The 17,602-nt window shown below is 55.2% G+C and carries 18 protein-coding genes and 1 pseudogene; 9 read left to right on the top strand and 10 right to left on the bottom strand.

Annotated features, from left to right (window positions below; translation table 11 throughout):
* Positions 1 to 709 precede the first annotated feature (709 nt).
* Positions 710 to 1,546 (top strand): hypothetical protein, encoded by an 837-nt coding sequence (locus MHM84_RS20280; protein ID WP_239268700.1) that lies wholly within the window; start codon positions 710 to 712, stop codon positions 1,544 to 1,546.
* Positions 1,547 to 1,776: 230 nt separating this feature from the next.
* Here the strand turns inward: MHM84_RS20280 and MHM84_RS20275 are convergent, their stop codons facing one another.
* The gene (locus MHM84_RS20275; protein ID WP_239268698.1) at positions 1,777 to 2,562 is read right to left on the bottom strand and encodes a Fic family protein; all 786 of its coding nucleotides are present in this window, start codon (positions 2,560 to 2,562) and stop codon (positions 1,777 to 1,779) included.
* A 287-nt stretch (positions 2,563 to 2,849) separates the two neighbouring features.
* Between MHM84_RS20275 and MHM84_RS20270 the strand changes: the two genes are divergently transcribed.
* From MHM84_RS20270 to MHM84_RS20260, 3 genes are all read left to right on the top strand, one after another.
* Positions 2,850 to 3,188, top strand: coding sequence for a hypothetical protein (locus MHM84_RS20270; RefSeq protein ID WP_239268696.1), 339 nt, complete (start codon positions 2,850 to 2,852; stop codon positions 3,186 to 3,188).
* Positions 3,189 to 3,378: 190 nt separating this feature from the next.
* The gene (locus tag MHM84_RS20265; protein ID WP_239268694.1) at positions 3,379 to 4,557 is read left to right on the top strand and encodes a DNA-binding protein; all 1,179 of its coding nucleotides are present in this window, start codon (positions 3,379 to 3,381) and stop codon (positions 4,555 to 4,557) included.
* A 107-nt stretch (positions 4,558 to 4,664) separates the two neighbouring features.
* The gene (locus tag MHM84_RS20260; protein ID WP_239268692.1) at positions 4,665 to 6,113 is read left to right on the top strand and encodes an IS1182 family transposase; all 1,449 of its coding nucleotides are present in this window, start codon (positions 4,665 to 4,667) and stop codon (positions 6,111 to 6,113) included.
* Between the two features lie 114 nt (positions 6,114 to 6,227).
* On the opposite strand, the gene MHM84_RS20255 is transcribed toward MHM84_RS20260, so the two are convergent.
* From MHM84_RS20255 to MHM84_RS20225, 7 genes are all read right to left on the bottom strand, one after another.
* Positions 6,228 to 6,590: a hypothetical protein gene (locus MHM84_RS20255; RefSeq protein ID WP_239268690.1), complete on the bottom strand. Its 363-nt coding sequence runs from the start codon at positions 6,588 to 6,590 to the stop codon at positions 6,228 to 6,230.
* Positions 6,591 to 7,048: 458 nt separating this feature from the next.
* Complete coding sequence (locus tag MHM84_RS20250; protein ID WP_239268688.1) at positions 7,049 to 7,525, bottom strand: DUF4124 domain-containing protein; 477 nt, start codon at positions 7,523 to 7,525, stop codon at positions 7,049 to 7,051.
* Between the two features lie 613 nt (positions 7,526 to 8,138).
* Positions 8,139 to 9,032 carry a hypothetical protein gene (locus MHM84_RS20245; RefSeq protein ID WP_239268686.1) on the bottom strand — a complete coding sequence of 298 codons (894 nt, stop codon included), beginning with the start codon at positions 9,030 to 9,032 and terminating at the stop codon, positions 8,139 to 8,141.
* Positions 9,032 to 9,775, bottom strand: coding sequence for a DUF3944 domain-containing protein (locus MHM84_RS20240; RefSeq protein ID WP_239268684.1), 744 nt, complete (start codon positions 9,773 to 9,775; stop codon positions 9,032 to 9,034). The genes MHM84_RS20245 and MHM84_RS20240 overlap by 1 nt, the downstream gene beginning before the upstream one ends.
* 755 nt (positions 9,776 to 10,530) lie before the next feature.
* Positions 10,531 to 11,043 (bottom strand): hypothetical protein, encoded by a 513-nt coding sequence (locus MHM84_RS20235; RefSeq protein WP_239268682.1) that lies wholly within the window; start codon positions 11,041 to 11,043, stop codon positions 10,531 to 10,533.
* A 367-nt stretch (positions 11,044 to 11,410) separates the two neighbouring features.
* On the bottom strand, positions 11,411 to 11,581 hold the full coding sequence (locus MHM84_RS20230; protein WP_239268679.1) for a hypothetical protein: 171 nt from the start codon (positions 11,579 to 11,581) through the stop codon (positions 11,411 to 11,413).
* Positions 11,582 to 11,890: 309 nt separating this feature from the next.
* The gene (locus MHM84_RS20225; RefSeq protein ID WP_239268677.1) at positions 11,891 to 12,304 is read right to left on the bottom strand and encodes a hypothetical protein; all 414 of its coding nucleotides are present in this window, start codon (positions 12,302 to 12,304) and stop codon (positions 11,891 to 11,893) included.
* A gap of 639 nt (positions 12,305 to 12,943) precedes the next feature.
* Between MHM84_RS20225 and istA the strand changes: the two are divergent.
* The 4 genes and pseudogenes from istA to MHM84_RS20205 all read left to right on the top strand — a co-directional run bounded on the left by istA (position 12,944) and on the right by MHM84_RS20205 (position 15,546).
* Positions 12,944 to 13,856: pseudogene (gene istA, locus MHM84_RS20220) on the top strand (IS21 family transposase).
* Positions 13,853 to 14,632: an IS21-like element helper ATPase IstB gene (gene istB / locus MHM84_RS20215; RefSeq protein WP_239268675.1), complete on the top strand. Its 780-nt coding sequence runs from the start codon at positions 13,853 to 13,855 to the stop codon at positions 14,630 to 14,632. The pseudogene istA and the gene istB overlap by 4 nt, the downstream one beginning before the upstream one ends.
* A gap of 141 nt (positions 14,633 to 14,773) precedes the next feature.
* Entirely contained in the window at positions 14,774 to 15,133 is a 360-nt protein-coding gene (locus MHM84_RS20210) for a hypothetical protein (RefSeq protein ID WP_239268673.1), read from the top strand.
* Complete coding sequence (locus MHM84_RS20205) at positions 15,130 to 15,546, top strand: hypothetical protein (RefSeq protein ID WP_239268671.1); 417 nt, start codon at positions 15,130 to 15,132, stop codon at positions 15,544 to 15,546. The genes MHM84_RS20210 and MHM84_RS20205 overlap by 4 nt, the downstream gene beginning before the upstream one ends.
* A gap of 231 nt (positions 15,547 to 15,777) precedes the next feature.
* Here the strand turns inward: MHM84_RS20205 and MHM84_RS20200 are convergent, their stop codons facing one another.
* Together MHM84_RS20200 and MHM84_RS20195 are read right to left on the bottom strand one after the other, a co-directional pair.
* Positions 15,778 to 16,512 carry a hypothetical protein gene (locus MHM84_RS20200; RefSeq protein ID WP_239268669.1) on the bottom strand — a complete coding sequence of 245 codons (735 nt, stop codon included), beginning with the start codon at positions 16,510 to 16,512 and terminating at the stop codon, positions 15,778 to 15,780.
* Between the two features lie 99 nt (positions 16,513 to 16,611).
* A complete protein-coding gene (locus tag MHM84_RS20195) occupies positions 16,612 to 17,256 on the bottom strand; it encodes a hypothetical protein (RefSeq protein ID WP_239268667.1) in 645 nt (214 codons plus the stop codon).
* Positions 17,257 to 17,411: 155 nt separating this feature from the next.
* Here MHM84_RS20195 and MHM84_RS20190 point away from each other — a divergent pair, with 155 nt between their 5' ends.
* The gene (locus MHM84_RS20190) at positions 17,412 to 17,549 is read left to right on the top strand and encodes a hypothetical protein (protein WP_239268665.1); all 138 of its coding nucleotides are present in this window, start codon (positions 17,412 to 17,414) and stop codon (positions 17,547 to 17,549) included.
* Positions 17,550 to 17,602 lie beyond the last annotated feature (53 nt).

Raw genomic sequence — 17,602 nt, 5'->3', positions numbered from 1 at the left:
AGTGGTATAGCGTGCTAGTCAAACCGACGAGAATCATAGTCCGGGCCGTAAATAGGTGGGAAGAAACGCATCATGCTCTCCATCGTGTGGGTTTGCGCCGACAGTGTGTCTGGACACAAAACCGGTTGCCAAGCTGAACACCGATTGTCATCGCCGTCCCCTTGAAGCGTTTCAGAGCCTTTACGCGTTTTTAAAGCCAAGTCTATTTGATATCTGTTTATTATTAATAAGCATATGCATGTTTTTCAGTCTGTTACATAACACTTGCCTTGGCAATCATGGGCAGACACCCATAAAGAAAGCCCGGATCCCCCTAGGGGGCCGGGCCGTCTGGCTTCATCGGGCTTTCTTATGCGCTTCGAGCGCTGCCTTTCCTTGCTTTCGCTCTCACAAGCTTCCTGCCTGTGCATCCTTGGTCGCGATCGTGAACGTCCTGTCCACGCGTCCTTGGCTTACCTGAGCCATCCTGGCTCATTCTTCCTTGCGCGGGCGTCCTGCCCAACGCCACACATGATGACAGGGATGTCCTGGCTACGATTTAACCTGTGTTACGTCTGGATGTATGTAAGAGATTACCTACGCCAACGGTGAGAATTCAACGGCTGATAAGAATATTTCCCGTTTATCCTTCAGGACCGGCTTGAGAAGCCGATAGGGTCGTATCGATCCATAACTTGATAGCCCAGATCGGGCCGATAAGGAAACCGTCGTGTCGACGCCCTGGAGATATGCCTCACTGCTGCCCGTGATTCTGATGACTGGCTGCGTAGCTACAACGCCGACCTACCAGTCCGATCACAGCAAGGCTTACAACATTGCTCAGGCTGCAGGCATGTGGCGTGCCGAAGACTTTGAAGCGACCAAGGACCAGGGAACCGATCTGGCCAGCGCCAGCTTCGATATCATCACCGGTACGGCAGCCTTCAATACCCCGCATGGGCTGGGGCTGTCACTGGGCAAGGCCGCTGGGCTGAGCGTGTTGTCCTTTATGTTTTCTCCGCCAGCCCAGATGGAGCGGGATACAGTGCTGGCCTGGCTGCCGCAGTCCCAGGCAAACGATCCGGAGGAAGCGACCCAGATCCTGGCCAATACGCTCTTCGAGGCGTCGATCGCCACATTGGAAGAACATGGCTATCCGTATGACATCGAATACCGCGATCGCCGCCGGCATGCCTTGTTTGATCCTTATCTCGAAAGCCTTGTGAACTTCACCAATGAGGACAAGACCTGCGCCTTTCGTTATGAGCTCTTCCCTGGTGAAGTGTCCGACCTGGCTCCGGTGCCCGAGTTCATCCTTCCAGCCTCCCAGGGTTACCGCTTTTGGGCGGCGCATGACATCCGCTACCCGAAATACTGGATTCACTGCACTGACGCCGAGCCAACCGAGAACCTGACACTGGTCGCCGAGGTCAGCCACAGATTGCCCGCCGGTGTTTTCCTGTACGTCGCGCCCAAGGGCAGCCGTCGAGAAAACAACCAGACTCCACCGCTGGTGTTGGATCATGGCAAGGCGCTGCTTTTCATCGAGCCACTGCCCACGACATAGCCAAACTGCAAGCAGAGGAAGATATCAACCAGGCTTAAAGCCGGTGTGATACCTATCGATCAGTGGAGCGGCTGTCTGACCTAGCTGAGTGAGCACATTATCTTCGAAGAAGCCTATGCGCCGGACTCTGCCGAGAAGTGGCAACCCTAACTCACTAAGCAAAGCAGTCCTCTCTCCGGGGCCCAGCATCGCTGGACCCCTATGCCACGGCTCAATTGGAAATCGGGCGATCAGAGACCCAGCCCGGAACCATGGGGAGTCGGCGTGGGCTGGGGTTCCAGCAGGGCAAGGTACGCCTCGAGGGAACGCTCGACGCCTTCCCCCACCAACTGAGTTAAGCCATCGTAGTTGTTTGTCACACACGCCTCATCCAGCGCGTCGTAATAGGACAGGCGATCCTCGACTCGCAAGATTGCCGGGGGGTAGCCGGCCTGCATCAGGATCAGGTTCATGAGCAAACGCCCTGTGCGACCGTTACCATCAATGAACGGATGGATCCCCATGAAGCGGATATGCAGCTCTGCTGCGTGACGCACCGGATGATCATCACAATGCTGTGCATGCCAGTCGAGAAAAGACTGCATCACCCGGGGAAGATGCAGAAAATCGGGCAGCGTCGTGCTGGCGCCTGAAATACGCACGTTTTCACGCCGGTAGCACCCTGCCTCCTTGGTATCGATACCCCGGAGCACGAGGGCGTGGATGTCCTTAATATCGCGCTCAGTGAGCGGACCCGGTGAGCCAACCATGGCTTCGATAAACTCGATGGCGTCCCGGTGATTAATCGCTTCCAGGTGCTCACGCAAGGAGCGCCCGCCGATCGTGATACCCTCCAACACGACCTTGGTTTCGCGCAGTGTCAGCGTATTCCCCTCGATCCCATTGGAATGGTAGGTCCATTCAAGCGCCAGGTGATCGCGAAGTGACGCGGCCGTGTGTGCCGGCAAGGGGCGATACGCGTCCAGTCGGGCCTTGGCTGCATCGATTCGTTGCAGTAAATCTGGTGCGTTACGCATAGGAAACTGTCTCGCCGCTATTGATTATCTGTCCAATATCGTGGTCCGCCAACGCCAGCCTGTAAGCCCGGCCAGGGCGTACTGGACCTACCCCTGCAGGCTCGGCATGCACCTTTCCCAATGGGTAGCCAGTGTATCAATCGATCGACAGCAGCGAGAATTTATTCCGCGGCTTGCTCACTGCTGCCCGTAACATGCGGCGATCGAGGATCTAAAAGGTGACCGGAGACGGCCCACCCCGACTTCATCGGATTTAGGCCAGACTTCACCTTGCCGAGGCCAACTCGTTGACAGAGGAAGCGCCCGTTTCCGCCGAGGAGGCTCGTCTCCAGTACGTGACGCTCACTCGGGGCCGGGTCAACCTCTACGGGGCGGCGGAAATGATCAAGGTCTACCAAGAACGCAACAAGGCCGATGCCGAGCTGGCAGCAGTGGCCAATGCCCCGCTCGAGGATCGCATGGTAATCAAGAGGCGTTACATGCCCAAGGGCAATGACCAGGAAGGCATGCAGCGATTCTTCAAGCGCCTGGGTACGGATGAGCAGCAACATCTTAAGGCCCGGCTCGAGGCCATGGCCACACGACCCTCTGTATCACCTGAACCCTCCTCGTCTCCCTCACTGTAACGCAGCTTCTCAGCAGCAGGCATTCACCACATCATCTGGAATGCCTGCGGCCGCCCCAACGCCTTCACGGCCAGTAGCACGTCTCCCCTCCATCGACCCCGCACCACTTGAAATATTCATGCCGGATCTCGACGATGATTCTATGCTGCTTTATTATCGTAATTACCGTAATTACTTTTAGAGACTACCTATGGCACGCAAACTGGTTCAGTACGAGGATGTCCGAGACGCCGCCGAGCAACTTGTACGTGCCGGCGAGCATCCAGGACCGACCCGCGTTCACGAGATTCTCCAGCGCGGCTCTTTCACCACGATCGGCCGGTACTTAAAACAGTGGCGCGACGAGAACCCGGAAGCGGCCGCTGCGCCAACGCACCTGGCCCTGCCCGAGGCCCTCGCGGGGAATGCCAACCAGTTCCTACAGCAGGTGTGGGCGCTGGCTGAACAGGCGGCCCAGGCCATCATCGAAACAGAGCGCCAGCAGCTGGCCGTGGCCGAGGGAGAATTTCAAGCCGAGGCTTCATCAGCTATCCAGCACGCCAGTCAGTTGCGCGGGGAACTTCACGCCTCTACCACCCTGGCGGAAAGACAAGCGAACGAGCTGTCCCAGCTGGATAAGGAGCACCGGCAGCTACAACGTGACCATGAGCGACTGCAAGCGGCGCATGAGGCTAGCGAACAACAGAGACATGATGCCAATCAGCGGATTGCTCAATTGGAAAGTGACCTTGAGGGCGCCCGCGCCAGCTTGAGCGACTTACGCGAAAAGGCCTCCGCCACTCAATCCCGCTTGGACACCGCCTTGGAAGAGCGCGACGAAGTGCGCGGGCATGCAGCCGATCTGGAAGAGCGGATGGTGGCGCTACGAATCGAGGCGAGTGGCCTCAAGGCGGAAGTAGCCCAACAGGGCGAGTCAATCCAAGCCTTGGAAGCCCGCGCAGTGTCTGCCGAGCATGAGCGAGATACGGCGCTAACTGACGCACGACAGGCGCGAGAGCGGATGGAGGGCCAAGCATCCCGACTGCAGGACGTTGAAGCCCGACTCGAAGAGGCCCGCACACGGCTTGTCACGCTGGAGGTAAGCGAAAAGCATGCCCGTGACGAGGCCAAGGCGTCACAAACCAAGGCGCAGAAATTGATGACCAAGGTTATGGATCTCGAGGCGAACCTCGGCTACCGGGTACAGCAGTTGGACGAGACGCGCGCTTCCCTTGAACAGACGACGCGAGATCTGCGCGACGCTGAAAACCGCGCGGCTGAATGCAACGGGGCATTGACGGCTGGGCGCGAGCAGGTCAGGAAGCTGGAACGTGAGCTCGGCAAGTGCCATGCCAAACTTGAGGAATACAAAAACGGTGATTCAGCCTGACTTGTCGGTGCCAGGCTGACAAGGAAACCCGCCCCTCGCAGGCTGTGTCAAAACACAGTCTCGACTGGCACACTGCCCATCAGGCTTCCTGATGGGCAGTTTTCGTCATGGCACGCTATATCACCGGTGAGTCTCGCGAGCAGCTCGACCTGCTACCGCCTTCCCTCGATGAGTTGATCCCCGACGACCATCTTGTTCGCATCATTGACCTCTACGTCGATTCTCTCGATCTCCATGCCCTGGGCTTCGAGCGCGCCCGACCAGCGGCAACCGGGCGTCCGGGCTATCATCCCGCCGACATGCTCCGGCTCTACCTGTACGGCTATCTTCAGCAGATCCGCTCGTCACGCCGCTTGGAACGCGAATGTCAGCGCAACGTCGAGCTGATGTGGCTACTCAATCGGCTGACTCCCGACTTCAAGACCATCGCCGAGTTTCGACGCAAGCATCCGCAAGCGTTTCGTCAGCTGTGCCGTCACTTCGTGCGTTTCTGCCGTGACGCCGGTTGGCTGGCGAGCCGCGAAGTGGCCATCGATGGCAGCAAGTTCGGCGCCGTGGCCAGCAAGAAGCGCGTGGTGAGTCGACAGGCGCTGGCCCGTGAGGAGCAGGCGCTGAACGCGCGTATCGACACCTGGCTGGAAGACCTCGACGAGACCGATCGCGAGGAAGCGCATCGGGATGGGCCAGACGATGGCCAACGCCGGCGATCGCTCGAACGGCTCAAGGCCCTGCGTGACCAGACCCGGGACAGTCGTGAGCGCATGGAACGACTTGGGATCCAGCATCACGTCACCGGTGAGCCCGAGGCCCGGCTCATGCGCTCGCCGCAGGGAAGCCGGACCGCCTATAACCTGCAAACGGCGGTGGATACCGACACCCATCTGATCGTACACCACGAGACGGTGCAGGACGGCGATGACAGTCGCCAGTTACGGCCCATGGCGGAGGCGGTACAAGCGGCACTGGGAAAGACAGAGCCGATTTCGCTACTGGCCGATGCCGGCTACTCCAACGGCGAACAACAGCAGCATTGCGAGGATCGCCACGTCGCGTGCCATATCCCGCCCCGGCGGGCCGTTAACAACCAAGGAGGCGGCCACCTATACCAAGCCGATGCCTTTCACTACGAACCGGACCGGGATGCCTACCGCTGCCCGGCCGGTCACAGGCTGCCGTTGAAACAACGCCATAGGTCCCAGAAAGTCCTTCACTATGCCAACCCCTCGGCCTGTGCCGGCTGTTCCCTCAAGCCACGCTGTACGGCGGGGCGTTGGCGAACCGTCACGCGCCATCAGTATGAAAGCGCCTTCGAGACGTCGCGACAGCGCCTGATAGACGACCCCAAGGCGATGACACGTCGCCGCGCCACTGTCGAGCATCCCTTCGGTACGCTCAAGGATACGTTGATGGGGAACGCCGGGCGTCTACTGGTGCGCGGGCTCGATAAAGCCCGGGGGGAGATCAGCCTGGCGGTACTGGCGTACAACCTGAAGCGGTTGATGCGACATATCGGGGTCGAGACGCTGATGACCCGGCTAAGGCGGGCCTCGGTCTGAGGCCGGATCTGTATCGATGTGACATCGACAAGACTGCAACGAAATCGCCCCGCAAAAGCGGGGCGATGGGAGCGAACTCCGGCAAGCCGTTTTGACACGGCCTGATTAGGGGGCTTACCCCATGCTGAGCATAGCAGAGCTGGCCGGCGTTACATCGACATGGGGCGCCGGCACCTGGCCATACCGCATTGCATCTCGGGCGAAGGCCGCCAGCGCCAGGGGATCGTCAATGACCGCATTCATCTGCTCCCAGCGCCCACGGTCAGCCTCGCGCAAGCTCAGCACGCCATAGTTGAGCATCGTGCGAACCATGCTCGACGGTGGCTCCTTCCCCTGTCGGGCCCGCGCCAGAAGGTACGGCGCTTCCAGGCCCACGAACAGCTCTGCGCCCTCCGCGTCGACATCGAATTTTCGTTTGGCGTTGAGCGGGACATCCACCGGCTCCCGGTCATCCCCCTCGCGGCAGTTGCCGGTCATCATTTGAGCCGCATCGCGCAGCTGGGCGGCATCGGTGCCGGTAAAGACGGTAATCGGCAGCGCCAGCGGCTGGGGCCGGGGAAAGGCATGCCGTTCAAGGGTACACCCGTCAGGGTCGGGTAATACCGCTCCCGCCCGGTCCAGCCCAGTATGTCTTTAGGCACATGACAAGATAGGGCTCCAAGCGAAAAAGCCCGGCCGCTGGGGCCAGGCTATCTCTAGCACTGCGTTTCCTTGCTATCATCACAGGCATCCTGCCCATGCTTCCTTGGTCGTTGAGCCATCCGTGTGCTCTTTCTTCCTTGTCGAGCTATCCTTTTGCTCGATGGATGTATTCTTGCAGCCATAGCTGAAGCACGATATAGACTATGTTCGTGGTGCGTGTAGGAGATTGACGTCACTCGGCGTACGACTTAGCCCTGTACAGCTGCTAGCACGAGCCGAATGGCAGGCGAGCTTTAGTAATAGACGTGAGCCACTGTGCTGAAACAGACACGCGCAGCATGGTCAGGGTTGCGCCAGACCAGTTTGTGGCAACCACCTATGTCCCGCTCGACAAACCTGGTTGCACCGTAAATGAGACGTGCATCCGCCTCAGGCATGTCATTTGTAAGGCGACGAGCTACGATGGCTTGATTGATTCTATGTCGCCTGGCGGTGCTTTCCTTCAGAGCATGATTGTTCTGCATTATCGCGTTGCTGATGGCTTCAGCTTTGCGCCTGTTCAGCCGGCCGATAATTGGCTCGTTATGGCTGCTTTCGTCGAGCTTGCCAATTATGGTGAGGCTTCGGTCGGGCGCTTCCCCATCACAAGGCCAGTCCTGGTAGGCGGTCTTTCCATCTGCAACACACTTGTAGACTTCCGCCTGTGCAGGCAAAGCCACAGCCAATAATACCAACACAAGCCACTTTTTCTTATTCACTTCGACCACCACGGATCAGAGCCTATGATCATTCAACAAGGCCCAGACACTCACTGGTGACTCGTTGAGCACTTGATCGGTTGGATATCAAGCAATGGCATCCCGTACCAACCAAATAGAAGAGCCCCATCATCCTGACAGGGCTCTCCGCGACGTAGACTAAAGGCGAGTCCCTAAGGGAACGCAGGATGAGACGTCAGGTAAACGTTAACATCCTAATTGTATAAGAAAATCAGAAAATACATACATCTTATGTAAGCTGTCGCTGACAAAGCATAAGAAACAATAGGGCAAGCTCTCACCTTAACGGTGCAGAACTTGCCACCTGACGCATTGAATGGGCCAGCTTTGCCGCCATTACATCATGCTCATGGCGCTTTACGGCACGCCTGTTGCCTAGCCCCAGCAGCGCCGGGCCTAGCTCTATCTGCTAGCCTATGGCATTGCCACTTGGCGTGCCTAGCAGGCTGAGATCGGCTGCCTGAGCGGCACCCAACGTGACACAGCCTTTCCTTCTTTTCTAGTACCCAGCGGGGCGGGAGGCGATGTCGAAGCGGTAGAACTCACTGCAATAGGCCTTCGACTGTTGCCAAGGTAGCCACTGGCCATTACTGCCAAGCGTTCGTTATACAGTTTCGAGAGCAATTCGGCCAGTTGGGAGGGATAGCAGCAGCCGATTCTCCTGAGAGCCGATCAGTTGCTCCGCCTTGTGCTCAATACGATGGTAAATTTCTGCCCTGCCCCCAATGCTACCCCGGACTAAGGCCCGGTGCTGCTCGTTTAGAAAATCTTTGTAAAGATTCATAGCGCCATCATAGCGCTTGGCTCCATCAAGTAGAATTTGTTCGGCGAGCCTCGGTTTGCCGACCCGGGATGCCAGAAGGTATTCAATATGCATACCCAAGGGCATGATTTCCATCATCATGTGGGCGAAATTGACTACGAGCTCATAGTGCTTATCCGTCAACTCATTTGTGTTCCGCGCCAAGTTTAGAATGTTATCGATGAATGAAAGTGCATGGTTGCGCTTGGCTGCAACAGAGGCGAGCAACGGATAGGCGATATCCTTGATTTCGTCTACAAGACTACGATCGCTCAGAAGAGTACGGGCAACTTCAACGCAGCCGATGTAGTCGGTGATCTTATCCATATAATAGATGATGTTCTGAGCGTGGAGATCTCTAGATATTTCGTCCACCGTACTCTGTATCTTATCCAGCTTGGCGGCCAAGTACTTAGTCTGAACAATGAGGGCGCCAAGGACTATGCAAGTCGATGCTGCAGTCGCGATCACAGTGGTCATTTGCGCAGCCTTAATCGCTTCCTCGGCTGATTTTACAAGGGTTTCCTTAAAGGGGAGGTGCTGAATGATTCCCGTCTGGCCACTGCCTTCCGCCCAGTAAGCGACGCCATCGTGAATAACCGCTTTCCCTTCGGCCAAGGCTCTTATGAGCTTCTCGGACAAAGCAGACTCATCGACAACCCAGATCTTTTCCAACAAATCAGCAGTGACACTCATCAAAAACGATCCTTCTGTTCATATTTACGACGCATGTAGGCGATTTGAATAACGGCAGGCACGGTAACTCGATACGCCGCGCCAGTTACCTTCGGCACCGTCAGCGCTACTAAAGCTAATGGGCCTGCAAAAGATGTAACGCTACGTTGCACCAAGAAGCCTGCCGCGCCTGATGCGCCAATATTTGTCAAGGCAAACGGCGTAAAGGCTAAACGAGCTGACTGAGCGAGCCAGGAAGACCATGCCAGGGAACCCATCCCTCTGCTTCTGATCATATGAAGAATCAGATGCCAGGCAGGGCCAGAGAAACTAGTTACATCGACTGTTTTTAGTGCCTCCTGACGCTCGGCATCGGACATTTTTTCCCAAGACAGCTCAACTAGCCGTTCTATGAGTAGGTTTTCAATATCGTATGCAGAGCTCTTCTTACTGTACTTTACTTTGAGTTTTTCGCATACATCAACCAGGATTTCGCGGTAAGTGACGCCCTTTCTTCTCAGAAGGTTAACAAAACTATCCCCACCGAAATGCTGAAGCTCGCCGGCGACCAACTTCCAAGATTTTCGCCATTGATCCGGCTTGCCGCTCAGGTTCTTAAAATCGGGATCCGCTCTTATTTCGCTGGCGAAGCGCTCCTTCCCATCTTTATCATAAATGATAAATTCGGCTAGCTGAAAAATATCTTCTTCTGTACAATACTGAAGGAAAGCTAAATCGTCGTCCGGCCTATATTCAATCCCCATGTAGCACCCTTACATTATGAATGTTTTTCACTTCTTAAATATAAACTTGCTAGCTTGTTAAAATCTTTAACCGCCAACACTGGTATTTACCAATACTTACAAACTGTCCATTCTCCTTTCTTCCTATAAACTCAAACAAGAACAATTTTCTTCCCAGAATACAAATTACTCAGGATCGATATTATCGATCACCATCCAGTTTTTGCTCTGCTGCATGACGGTGGCCCTTTCGAGAAAGCCACGCTCCTGCACGTAGCGCGTAGCAGGTTAACATGATCGGCCGTCAACCTGCTGTGCACGAGCCAGCCCCCCCTTCAAAAAAGGCAGGTATTCGCGGACCTGGAGTTCATGCTTAGAGGTTAATCGCATATTCAGAAGTTGAACTCGTTACCTAGCCCAGGCACGAAAGAAAGACAGGCTGGTGATCTTTTCGGCAATCTGGTTGTGGCGATCCTTGAGGTTAGGATCATCTCGGCGGGCCCGACCCTGCATAGAAGCTGACATGCGGCTCTTATCCCTGCGTCTGGGTAAACTGTTATGTTTTGGATGGTGCTACGAACTGACACCTGACGATGCGATATCAATATCGGGGCACGCTACCGCCCCCTCGCACCCCAGTGCGGTTTATCACGGGCGCAAGGCATGCAAGTGTGCTAGGCGATGAGCCTCTAGCTCGTAGCTTGTGGCGATATCCCCTCCTTCAGCATGAAGGCTATCGGCAATATGAGGAACTTCTTCAATGTGTAGCCTTCAGACTACTCCATCCCTGACACGGTCCTGTCCACGTATTTTTCAGCCTCAGCCAAGTCAGCCATTAAATTTACCATTGTTTTGCCCTGATCAGGCTGCTGCTCGCCGTCTAAACTATACACAGGTCGCCCGAGGCGAGTAGCCTTACCCAGCGCATCAATACCGCTGATTAGGCTACGCGCCATCTTATCGTGATTGTCCTCAGTGATTTCGTCACTATCCATAGCGCCTTCTAGGCGATTCCAAATGCTACGCCACCGAACAACTGCCTGACGATGATTAGTGGCTGCTGCTGCTGCTGCATTACTGGCCTCCTCGATAATTTGCGCATCCTCATCCTGCGCGGTTTTACTGCGCGAAGTGCGAGAAAGCTTGGCGCGGGTCGCTATCCTTACATCATCAGTTAGGTATCGTCGCCACCTTCTACCTTGGCTCGATTGCGAATCGTCAATTCTGGAATCTATGCTTAGTGGCCAGATTGCGGGCGGATAGTTGGACGGCGCGACAGTCGTATTCACAGACTTCCCAGTCACATTTGCAGCTCATGGCATGCCCTCCAGGTCAGACAGTAAGTGAACTGTCATCAACAAGCACGGCATTGCTATGCCTTGTCAGTTGCATAACCGGGTCCGCACGAATCTTGGGTTTCGATCAATGGCTTTTTTAGCCTTAATATGCCCCTCCAACAGCGTCATGGCTTGCTGGTGCCCATGCAGCACCTCCGACATGAAATCGCACAGGCAGCTGATGAAGTATCGTCCCGCACGGTCGCGTGAAATCGTGACACTGGAAGGTTCACAGGGCAGCGGTCGGCTCCAGCGGATCGGCAATGGCGTCTTCGCTTTGGGGGATGGTGATCTCGCTATCTCTATAGCGGAAGGCTGCCTAGGTCAGCCGGATCGACTTACGACCGTCCTTGCGCTTGAAGCGCGGATAGCGCGCCTTGATCCGGGAGTTGCAGAAGTTATCGAAGGCGGTTTTCTGATCCCGCAGTGCCTGCTGCAGGATGAAGCTGGACATGTCCTTTAGCCACGGATACTCGACGTTGAGGGCCACCAGCCGTTTTTTCCGCTGCGGAATGCGATATCGACTCGCCGCGCTGCTGATACGCTTCGGTGCGGTATGCCAACGTATTGTTCCAGACGAAACGCACGCACCCGAACGACTGCGCCAGAAGCCCGGCCTGATCCGGCGAAGAGTAAAAGCGTTTTTTGTAGGCACGTTTCGTCAGGGGTGGGTGACCCTATCAACAGGCACCGCTGCGCGGTGCGCGCGTATATCGTCGCCCGAGTGGCCATGCTTTATGCGCTGTTTTGGCTAAGACTTGCATGGCAACAGTTGACTAACCAGTCCCGCCTTTAACATTCATAATTTAGGTCTTTTTTTCCCTGTATAATCAGAAAGTGCTTCAGCCATATCTTCTACGCTCATTCGCCGCTTTTCCGGCTTTTCATTTATTTTTTCCAAATCTGATTGGCCTGGTACAGGCGAACTAGCAGAAGCAACATTTGCTCCTTTAGCTTTGCCTGCTGTTGTTTGGTATATATCAGGGAACATAGCTTTTAAAGCAGAGACTACAGATTTATAGTGGCAACCTATGCCTATAGCATTTAGATCAAGCCAAATTGACTTTGCGGTCACGCCTCTAGCAACGTAGCTGTGCAGATCCTCACGAATATAAAGCAATTGCTTGCGTGGCTGGGCACTAACAGCCTTGATCGTTGGTACAGAGTCTCTTAAATATTCAAGAAAGACTGCTTCTTGAGTTTTTTCGTTCATGACACTCCTTTTCCCACCTACGTAGTAGAACTTCTTACAGGGCGCTTGACCGTAATTTTTCGATGAGACTACGCATGGACACCACCATGCTGGATCTTCTTCGCTAAGATTACACATGGCTTACATGCGGGGTCAACCAAAAAACCAGCCCAGAGCCATGGTAAAGATTACTTAGCCCCATCTTACAGCTTATTTAGAGCCTGGTTAGGGGTAACTTTATGCCTATGCCCAGCCTCGTCGCGTATCCCTGTGGTGCCACCCGCCGTCACCCAGGCTGCTGTTTCAGCCTCACGAGAGCCATTCCATAGCAGAACATTCACCGATATGGCTCCATTTCTGAATGCCAACGTCGCTCACCCTGCGACCAGATCCAATCCTGCTGCAGCGCTGCAGATTACTCTCAAGCACGCCGTAGCTCATCCCGCACATAGCTCACCCCTAGGGCTCGCCCTATTCTGTATCAAGGATGACCTCGATATAGAGTGAGCTCCATTGAGTATCACCTTTCGACTGAGGTTCCCATGGACCTTCCCCCTGGTTTAGGTCCGCTATCTGTCATCGCCAATGTAAAACTGACCCCCTGACGCCGAGGTAAATTTGACCCCCCTGGGCGAAGATGGTGGCTTTTGAGCCGCCGAGATGTTGACCCAGGAGCAGTCAGTGGAGATCAAAGTGTTGGCCCGTCAGGGCCATGGCATCAAGGCGATCGCCCGGGAGCTGGGGCTCTCGCGCAATACCGTCCGCAAGTACCTACGCGGCGAGAAGGACTTGCCACGCTATAAGGCGCGAGCGCCGCGCCCCCGCAAGCTCGACGCTTTCAAGCCCTATCTTCAGGGACGTATCGCGGCAGCCCGCCCTCACTGGATTCCGGCGACCGTGCTGATGCGTGAGATTCAGGCGCAAGGTTACGCCGGCGGCATCAGCCAGCTAAAGGCTTATCTGGCGCCCTTCAAGGGCCGACCGGAGGATCCGGTCGTGCGCTTCGAAACGCCGCCGGGCAAGCAGTTGCAGGTCGACTTCACCACGATCCGTCGCGGTCGCGAGCCGCTCAAGGCCTTCGTTGCGACACTCGGCTACAGCCGAGCGACCTTCGTGCGCTTCTCGACACGCGAGGACAGCGAGGCGTGGTTGACTGGCCTGCGAGAGGCGTTTGTCTACTTTGGCGGCGTCCCCGAAGAGGCGCTGTTCGATAACGCCGGCACCATCATTACCGAGCGCGACGCCTACGGCGACGGCCGGCATCGCTGGCATCCGGCCTTGGCGGCGCTGGCCGAGGAGTACGGCTTTCGCCCTCGGGTCTGTCGCCCCTACCGGGCCAAGACCAAGGGCAAGGTCGAGCGCTTCAACGGCTACCTCAAGGGCAGCTTCATCACGCCGCTGGCCGCCACGCTCAAGAGCGCCGGATTGATCCTGGACGTGCCGACGGCCAATGCTCACATCGGCCGCTGGCATCGTTCCAGTCCCGGCGTTGCGGTCGGGGCGCGTGCTCCCGCATGAGAGCCTGCAGCATCCCTTGTCGGTGTATGACCAGCTGTTGGAGGCCCGTCCATGAACCTGCAACATGACCGCATCGGCGAGCTGTGCAAGAGCCTCAAGCTCGAGCGCATCGGCAGCGATTGGTCGCACCTCGCGCAGCGGGCGGCCAACGGCGAGGCGAGCTTTGCCGACTTTCTCGAGACGTTGCTGAGCGCCGAAGCCGATGCCCGTGCCGAGCGTTCGCGCCAGACGCTGTTGAAGATGGCCGCCTTCCCGGCGGTGAAGACGCTGGAGCAATACGACTTCGCCTTCGCCTCGGGCGCCCCGCGTGCGCAGCTTCAGGAACTGGCGGCACTCAGCTTCATCGAGCGCGCGGAGAACATCGTCCTGCTTGGCCCCAGCGGTGTGGGCAAGAGCCACCTGGCGGTGGCGTTGGCCTACCGCGCCGTCATGGCGGGGATCAAGACACGCTTCGTCAGCGCGGCCGACCTGATGCTGCAGCTCACGGCGGCACACCGTCAGGAACGGCTCAGAGAGTACTTCAACCGCGTAGTGATGGGGCCACGCCTGTTGGTGATCGACGAGATCGGCTACCTGCCCTTCGGGCGCGATGAGGCCAACCTGTTCTTCAACGTCGTCGCCAAGCGCTATGAGCGCGGCAGCCTGATTCTGACCAGCAACCTGCCATTCACGCAGTGGGCCGGGACCTTTGCCGACGATCGAACGCTGACGGCCGCGATGCTGGATAGGCTTTTGCACCACGCCCACATCGTGCAGATCACCGGCGAGAGCTACCGACTCAAGGACAAACGCAGAGCCGGCACCACCCCGCCGGCAACGGCAGCCGAATAACCGACGGGCCCTGGGGGTCAATATTACTTCGGCGATTCAGAGCCAAAGGGGGGGCACTTTTCAGTCGGCGTTGACAACTACGAGGCAAATGTAATCAATAGCACCAGTCGGCTTTGGGGCGGCGAAGGTAATCGCATTCAAGTGGCACGCGATAAAGGTCAGCCGCTCATCATCGCGACCGACCGAGCTATGACTGAAAAGAAGTTCCTCAAAGGCGAGATGACCTACAAGTTCGGCCCGATAGGTGGCTGTACGAACCTTGAACCCTGCGACAAGATTCACTTCACCAGCGTATTTGCTTGTATCGACTGCGAGAAATCTATTCTCGATGACGATCGCAGTCTGAAGAACATCCAGCGCGGCCTAGATAACCTGAAGCGTGGGCAATCCCTGTTCGTGGCGGAGAATGCGCAGTACAAACAACTTGAAGCCGAAATTTCAGCGATCTACGATAAACTGGAGAAACGCGGCCTGCTGGAGAAAATGGAGGCGATGTCATGAGTGCAGTTGATAATTATCTCGCAGCCCTACAGCGGTTGATTGAAGGGAGGCCGAAAAACGTACCGAAAGGCTCTGCGATCAATAAAGACACGGTGGCCCTGGAAGCAGGACGCAAGCGTGGCTCGATCAAGAAAAGTCGCGCTGAAAACGCTGATTTGATTGCTGAGATCGAGGCGGCGGCGGCTGCACAAAGAGAGGCTTCCAAGCCGTCTGCATCTGAAGATGTGCAGAAGCAGAAAGCCCTCAAGCAAGCAGCGAAAGAGCAGTTAGGTGATTTGAAGGCAGACTATGAGCTTGCCCTTCAAAAGATTGTTTCGCTGGCCCAGGAGAATTACTTGCTCAAGCAACAGATCAGCGAACTCACCGCCGAAAAGCATCGCGGCAAGTTTGTGCCGTTGGGCAACCACCATTGAAAATGGGGTATCCGGATACCCGAAAAATTTACAGAATTTCTTTTCGCGAAACCAACTTCCTAGTCTTCCTGTAGGGTCAGTCATCCCGCACAAAGAAAACGACCATATGATACACAGCTGCTATCGGCCAGAAGCGGCTATTCCGGCTTTCCTGATATAACGCCCGGCTCACGCGCCGGTTTGGAGCCGCGAAGCGGCGGAAAGTCGGTCCCTGTGCAGACGATTGTTATATCATTGAATCTCCAAAACATCCTCTCGTAAAAGCCTCGGGATTTGATTATCTATTAAATCTTTCCACTTACAGTCATACTCCTGGCGTGTCTGTAATCGGAAAAGCCGCCCTTTAAACGAGCTCTTTTTCCCGGGTTCTTGATTCCACTGAGCATAAATATAGTAGTACTCTCCAGCCAAATACCCTTTAACCTTGCACTGCTGTCGTTCGTTTTCTTCTTGGTTACCATCAAGGCCCTGAATTCTAATTAAAGATTGAAGGCTTCCTTGCCTTGGCCAAGAGACCTTCCAAACTTTTCCCGCCTGATCGTGAACTTCTACTTTTTGAACTTCGCCGAGAGGAAAACCGTTCGGAACGGTTATTAAGATGTTTTCCTTTGTTCCCTCGGCCAGGTTTATAAGTCTCCTTGGCGACTGATCGTAGACCCACCGCTTATTAGACCAGTGATACCATTTGAAGACACGATGCCATCGGCGCCCAGGCCTCATAAAGTACCTTACATAATCCACTGCTACCGGACGGCGACCTACAGACCTGATTATAATTTTATGTTTTGGATTGGCCTCCCCCGCGGAATGCTCAAACGAGAAATCCGATTCACATTGTAAGCAAGGGTTATCCCGCTTGTGCGCTCGGTAGCGAAGAATCAGACCAATAACACCAGTTACAGTCCCGATGGTTCCTGTAACGGCTCCCCAAATTGCCAATGCCTGAACCAGATTACTTTCTTCCATGTGATCCTTGGATATAACGCCCGCAGTACGCGTAGCTTTGTAGTGAAGGCGCAGCCGCAACGAAAAAGCCATCGCTGTGTCTGCGATTGTTAAGCCTGGCTAGAACAGGGCACTGATTGCGTCCCAGTTACTCACTAGAAATGACAATCCGGTGGACACAGCAATACTAATTATTGCCCATTTCACAGTTGCCCTTACGCCAGACTGCCCCTCCTCCTGGACCGGCCTTATGATATTTTTATAAACATCCTCGTAGTGCTGAGAAACCGTACTCACACTATTGAAATGGTTCCTGATCTCTGAGAGAGGCCGTTCCAAGGGCTTTAACAACTCGTTATTGGAAATTTGCCCGCCTACCTCGTCGAGCTTTCGCTGAGTGTCAGAAATTGTTTTTGATAGTTGTTCAGGGTTGAATGTGAGTATCTCAGTTATTCTTTGCTCCATAGATTCGTAGTCACCCTGTATGGAAGAAACCAGTTCGGCTACACGCCTATGAGTTTTTGCGTTTACTCCCGCACTAATAAACGGCCTGAACCCTTCTTCCCCTATTTCCTCGTAGTAAATAATTCCCACGTCGTTAAGCTCATAAAGGGCGCTATCCAACCAATTTCCGTTCGCCACGATTCCGCTAAGGTCAGAATCAACTTCTGAGCTTGTAAAATCGACTTCTCCTTTTTCGTTGGCATTCTTAATTAAAGCCAGTAAAATTCTAAGCTCTTGAAATTTCGTAACTTTTTTTCGCATTAAATCTCACTTTGCATCCAAAACTGTGTGGCGGCTTAGCTGGTATTAGACAGCACGCTCGTTATTGACTTGGACGGGCACGCGCTTAAAGCACCTAAGGTTTTGAACAACCTAACATCAAGTATAGCTCGACTACATAACACAAATCGCCACGCATGCTGCATAAGCCAGACGAGTGTGCCTGCTGCTTTGCCGGCATGACTGCTTTGGGTCGTCTGCTGCCGGTCCAGCTCCATCAGCGTATCCTGAAGTTCGGCATCCAGGAAGCGGACCTTCGCCAGATGCTCATGTAGCGCTTGGCTGTAGTGTAACGGGGCATAGTGCAGGCACGCCAGTAACAGCTCTT

Origin of the sequence: Halomonas sp. McH1-25 (genome assembly GCF_022348165.1) — a bacterium.
In the GTDB taxonomy this organism is placed as follows: Bacteria; Pseudomonadota; Gammaproteobacteria; order Pseudomonadales; family Halomonadaceae; genus Modicisalibacter.
Note: the sequence above shows the minus strand (reverse complement) of the source record. Positions and strands in the feature narration are given on the sequence as shown.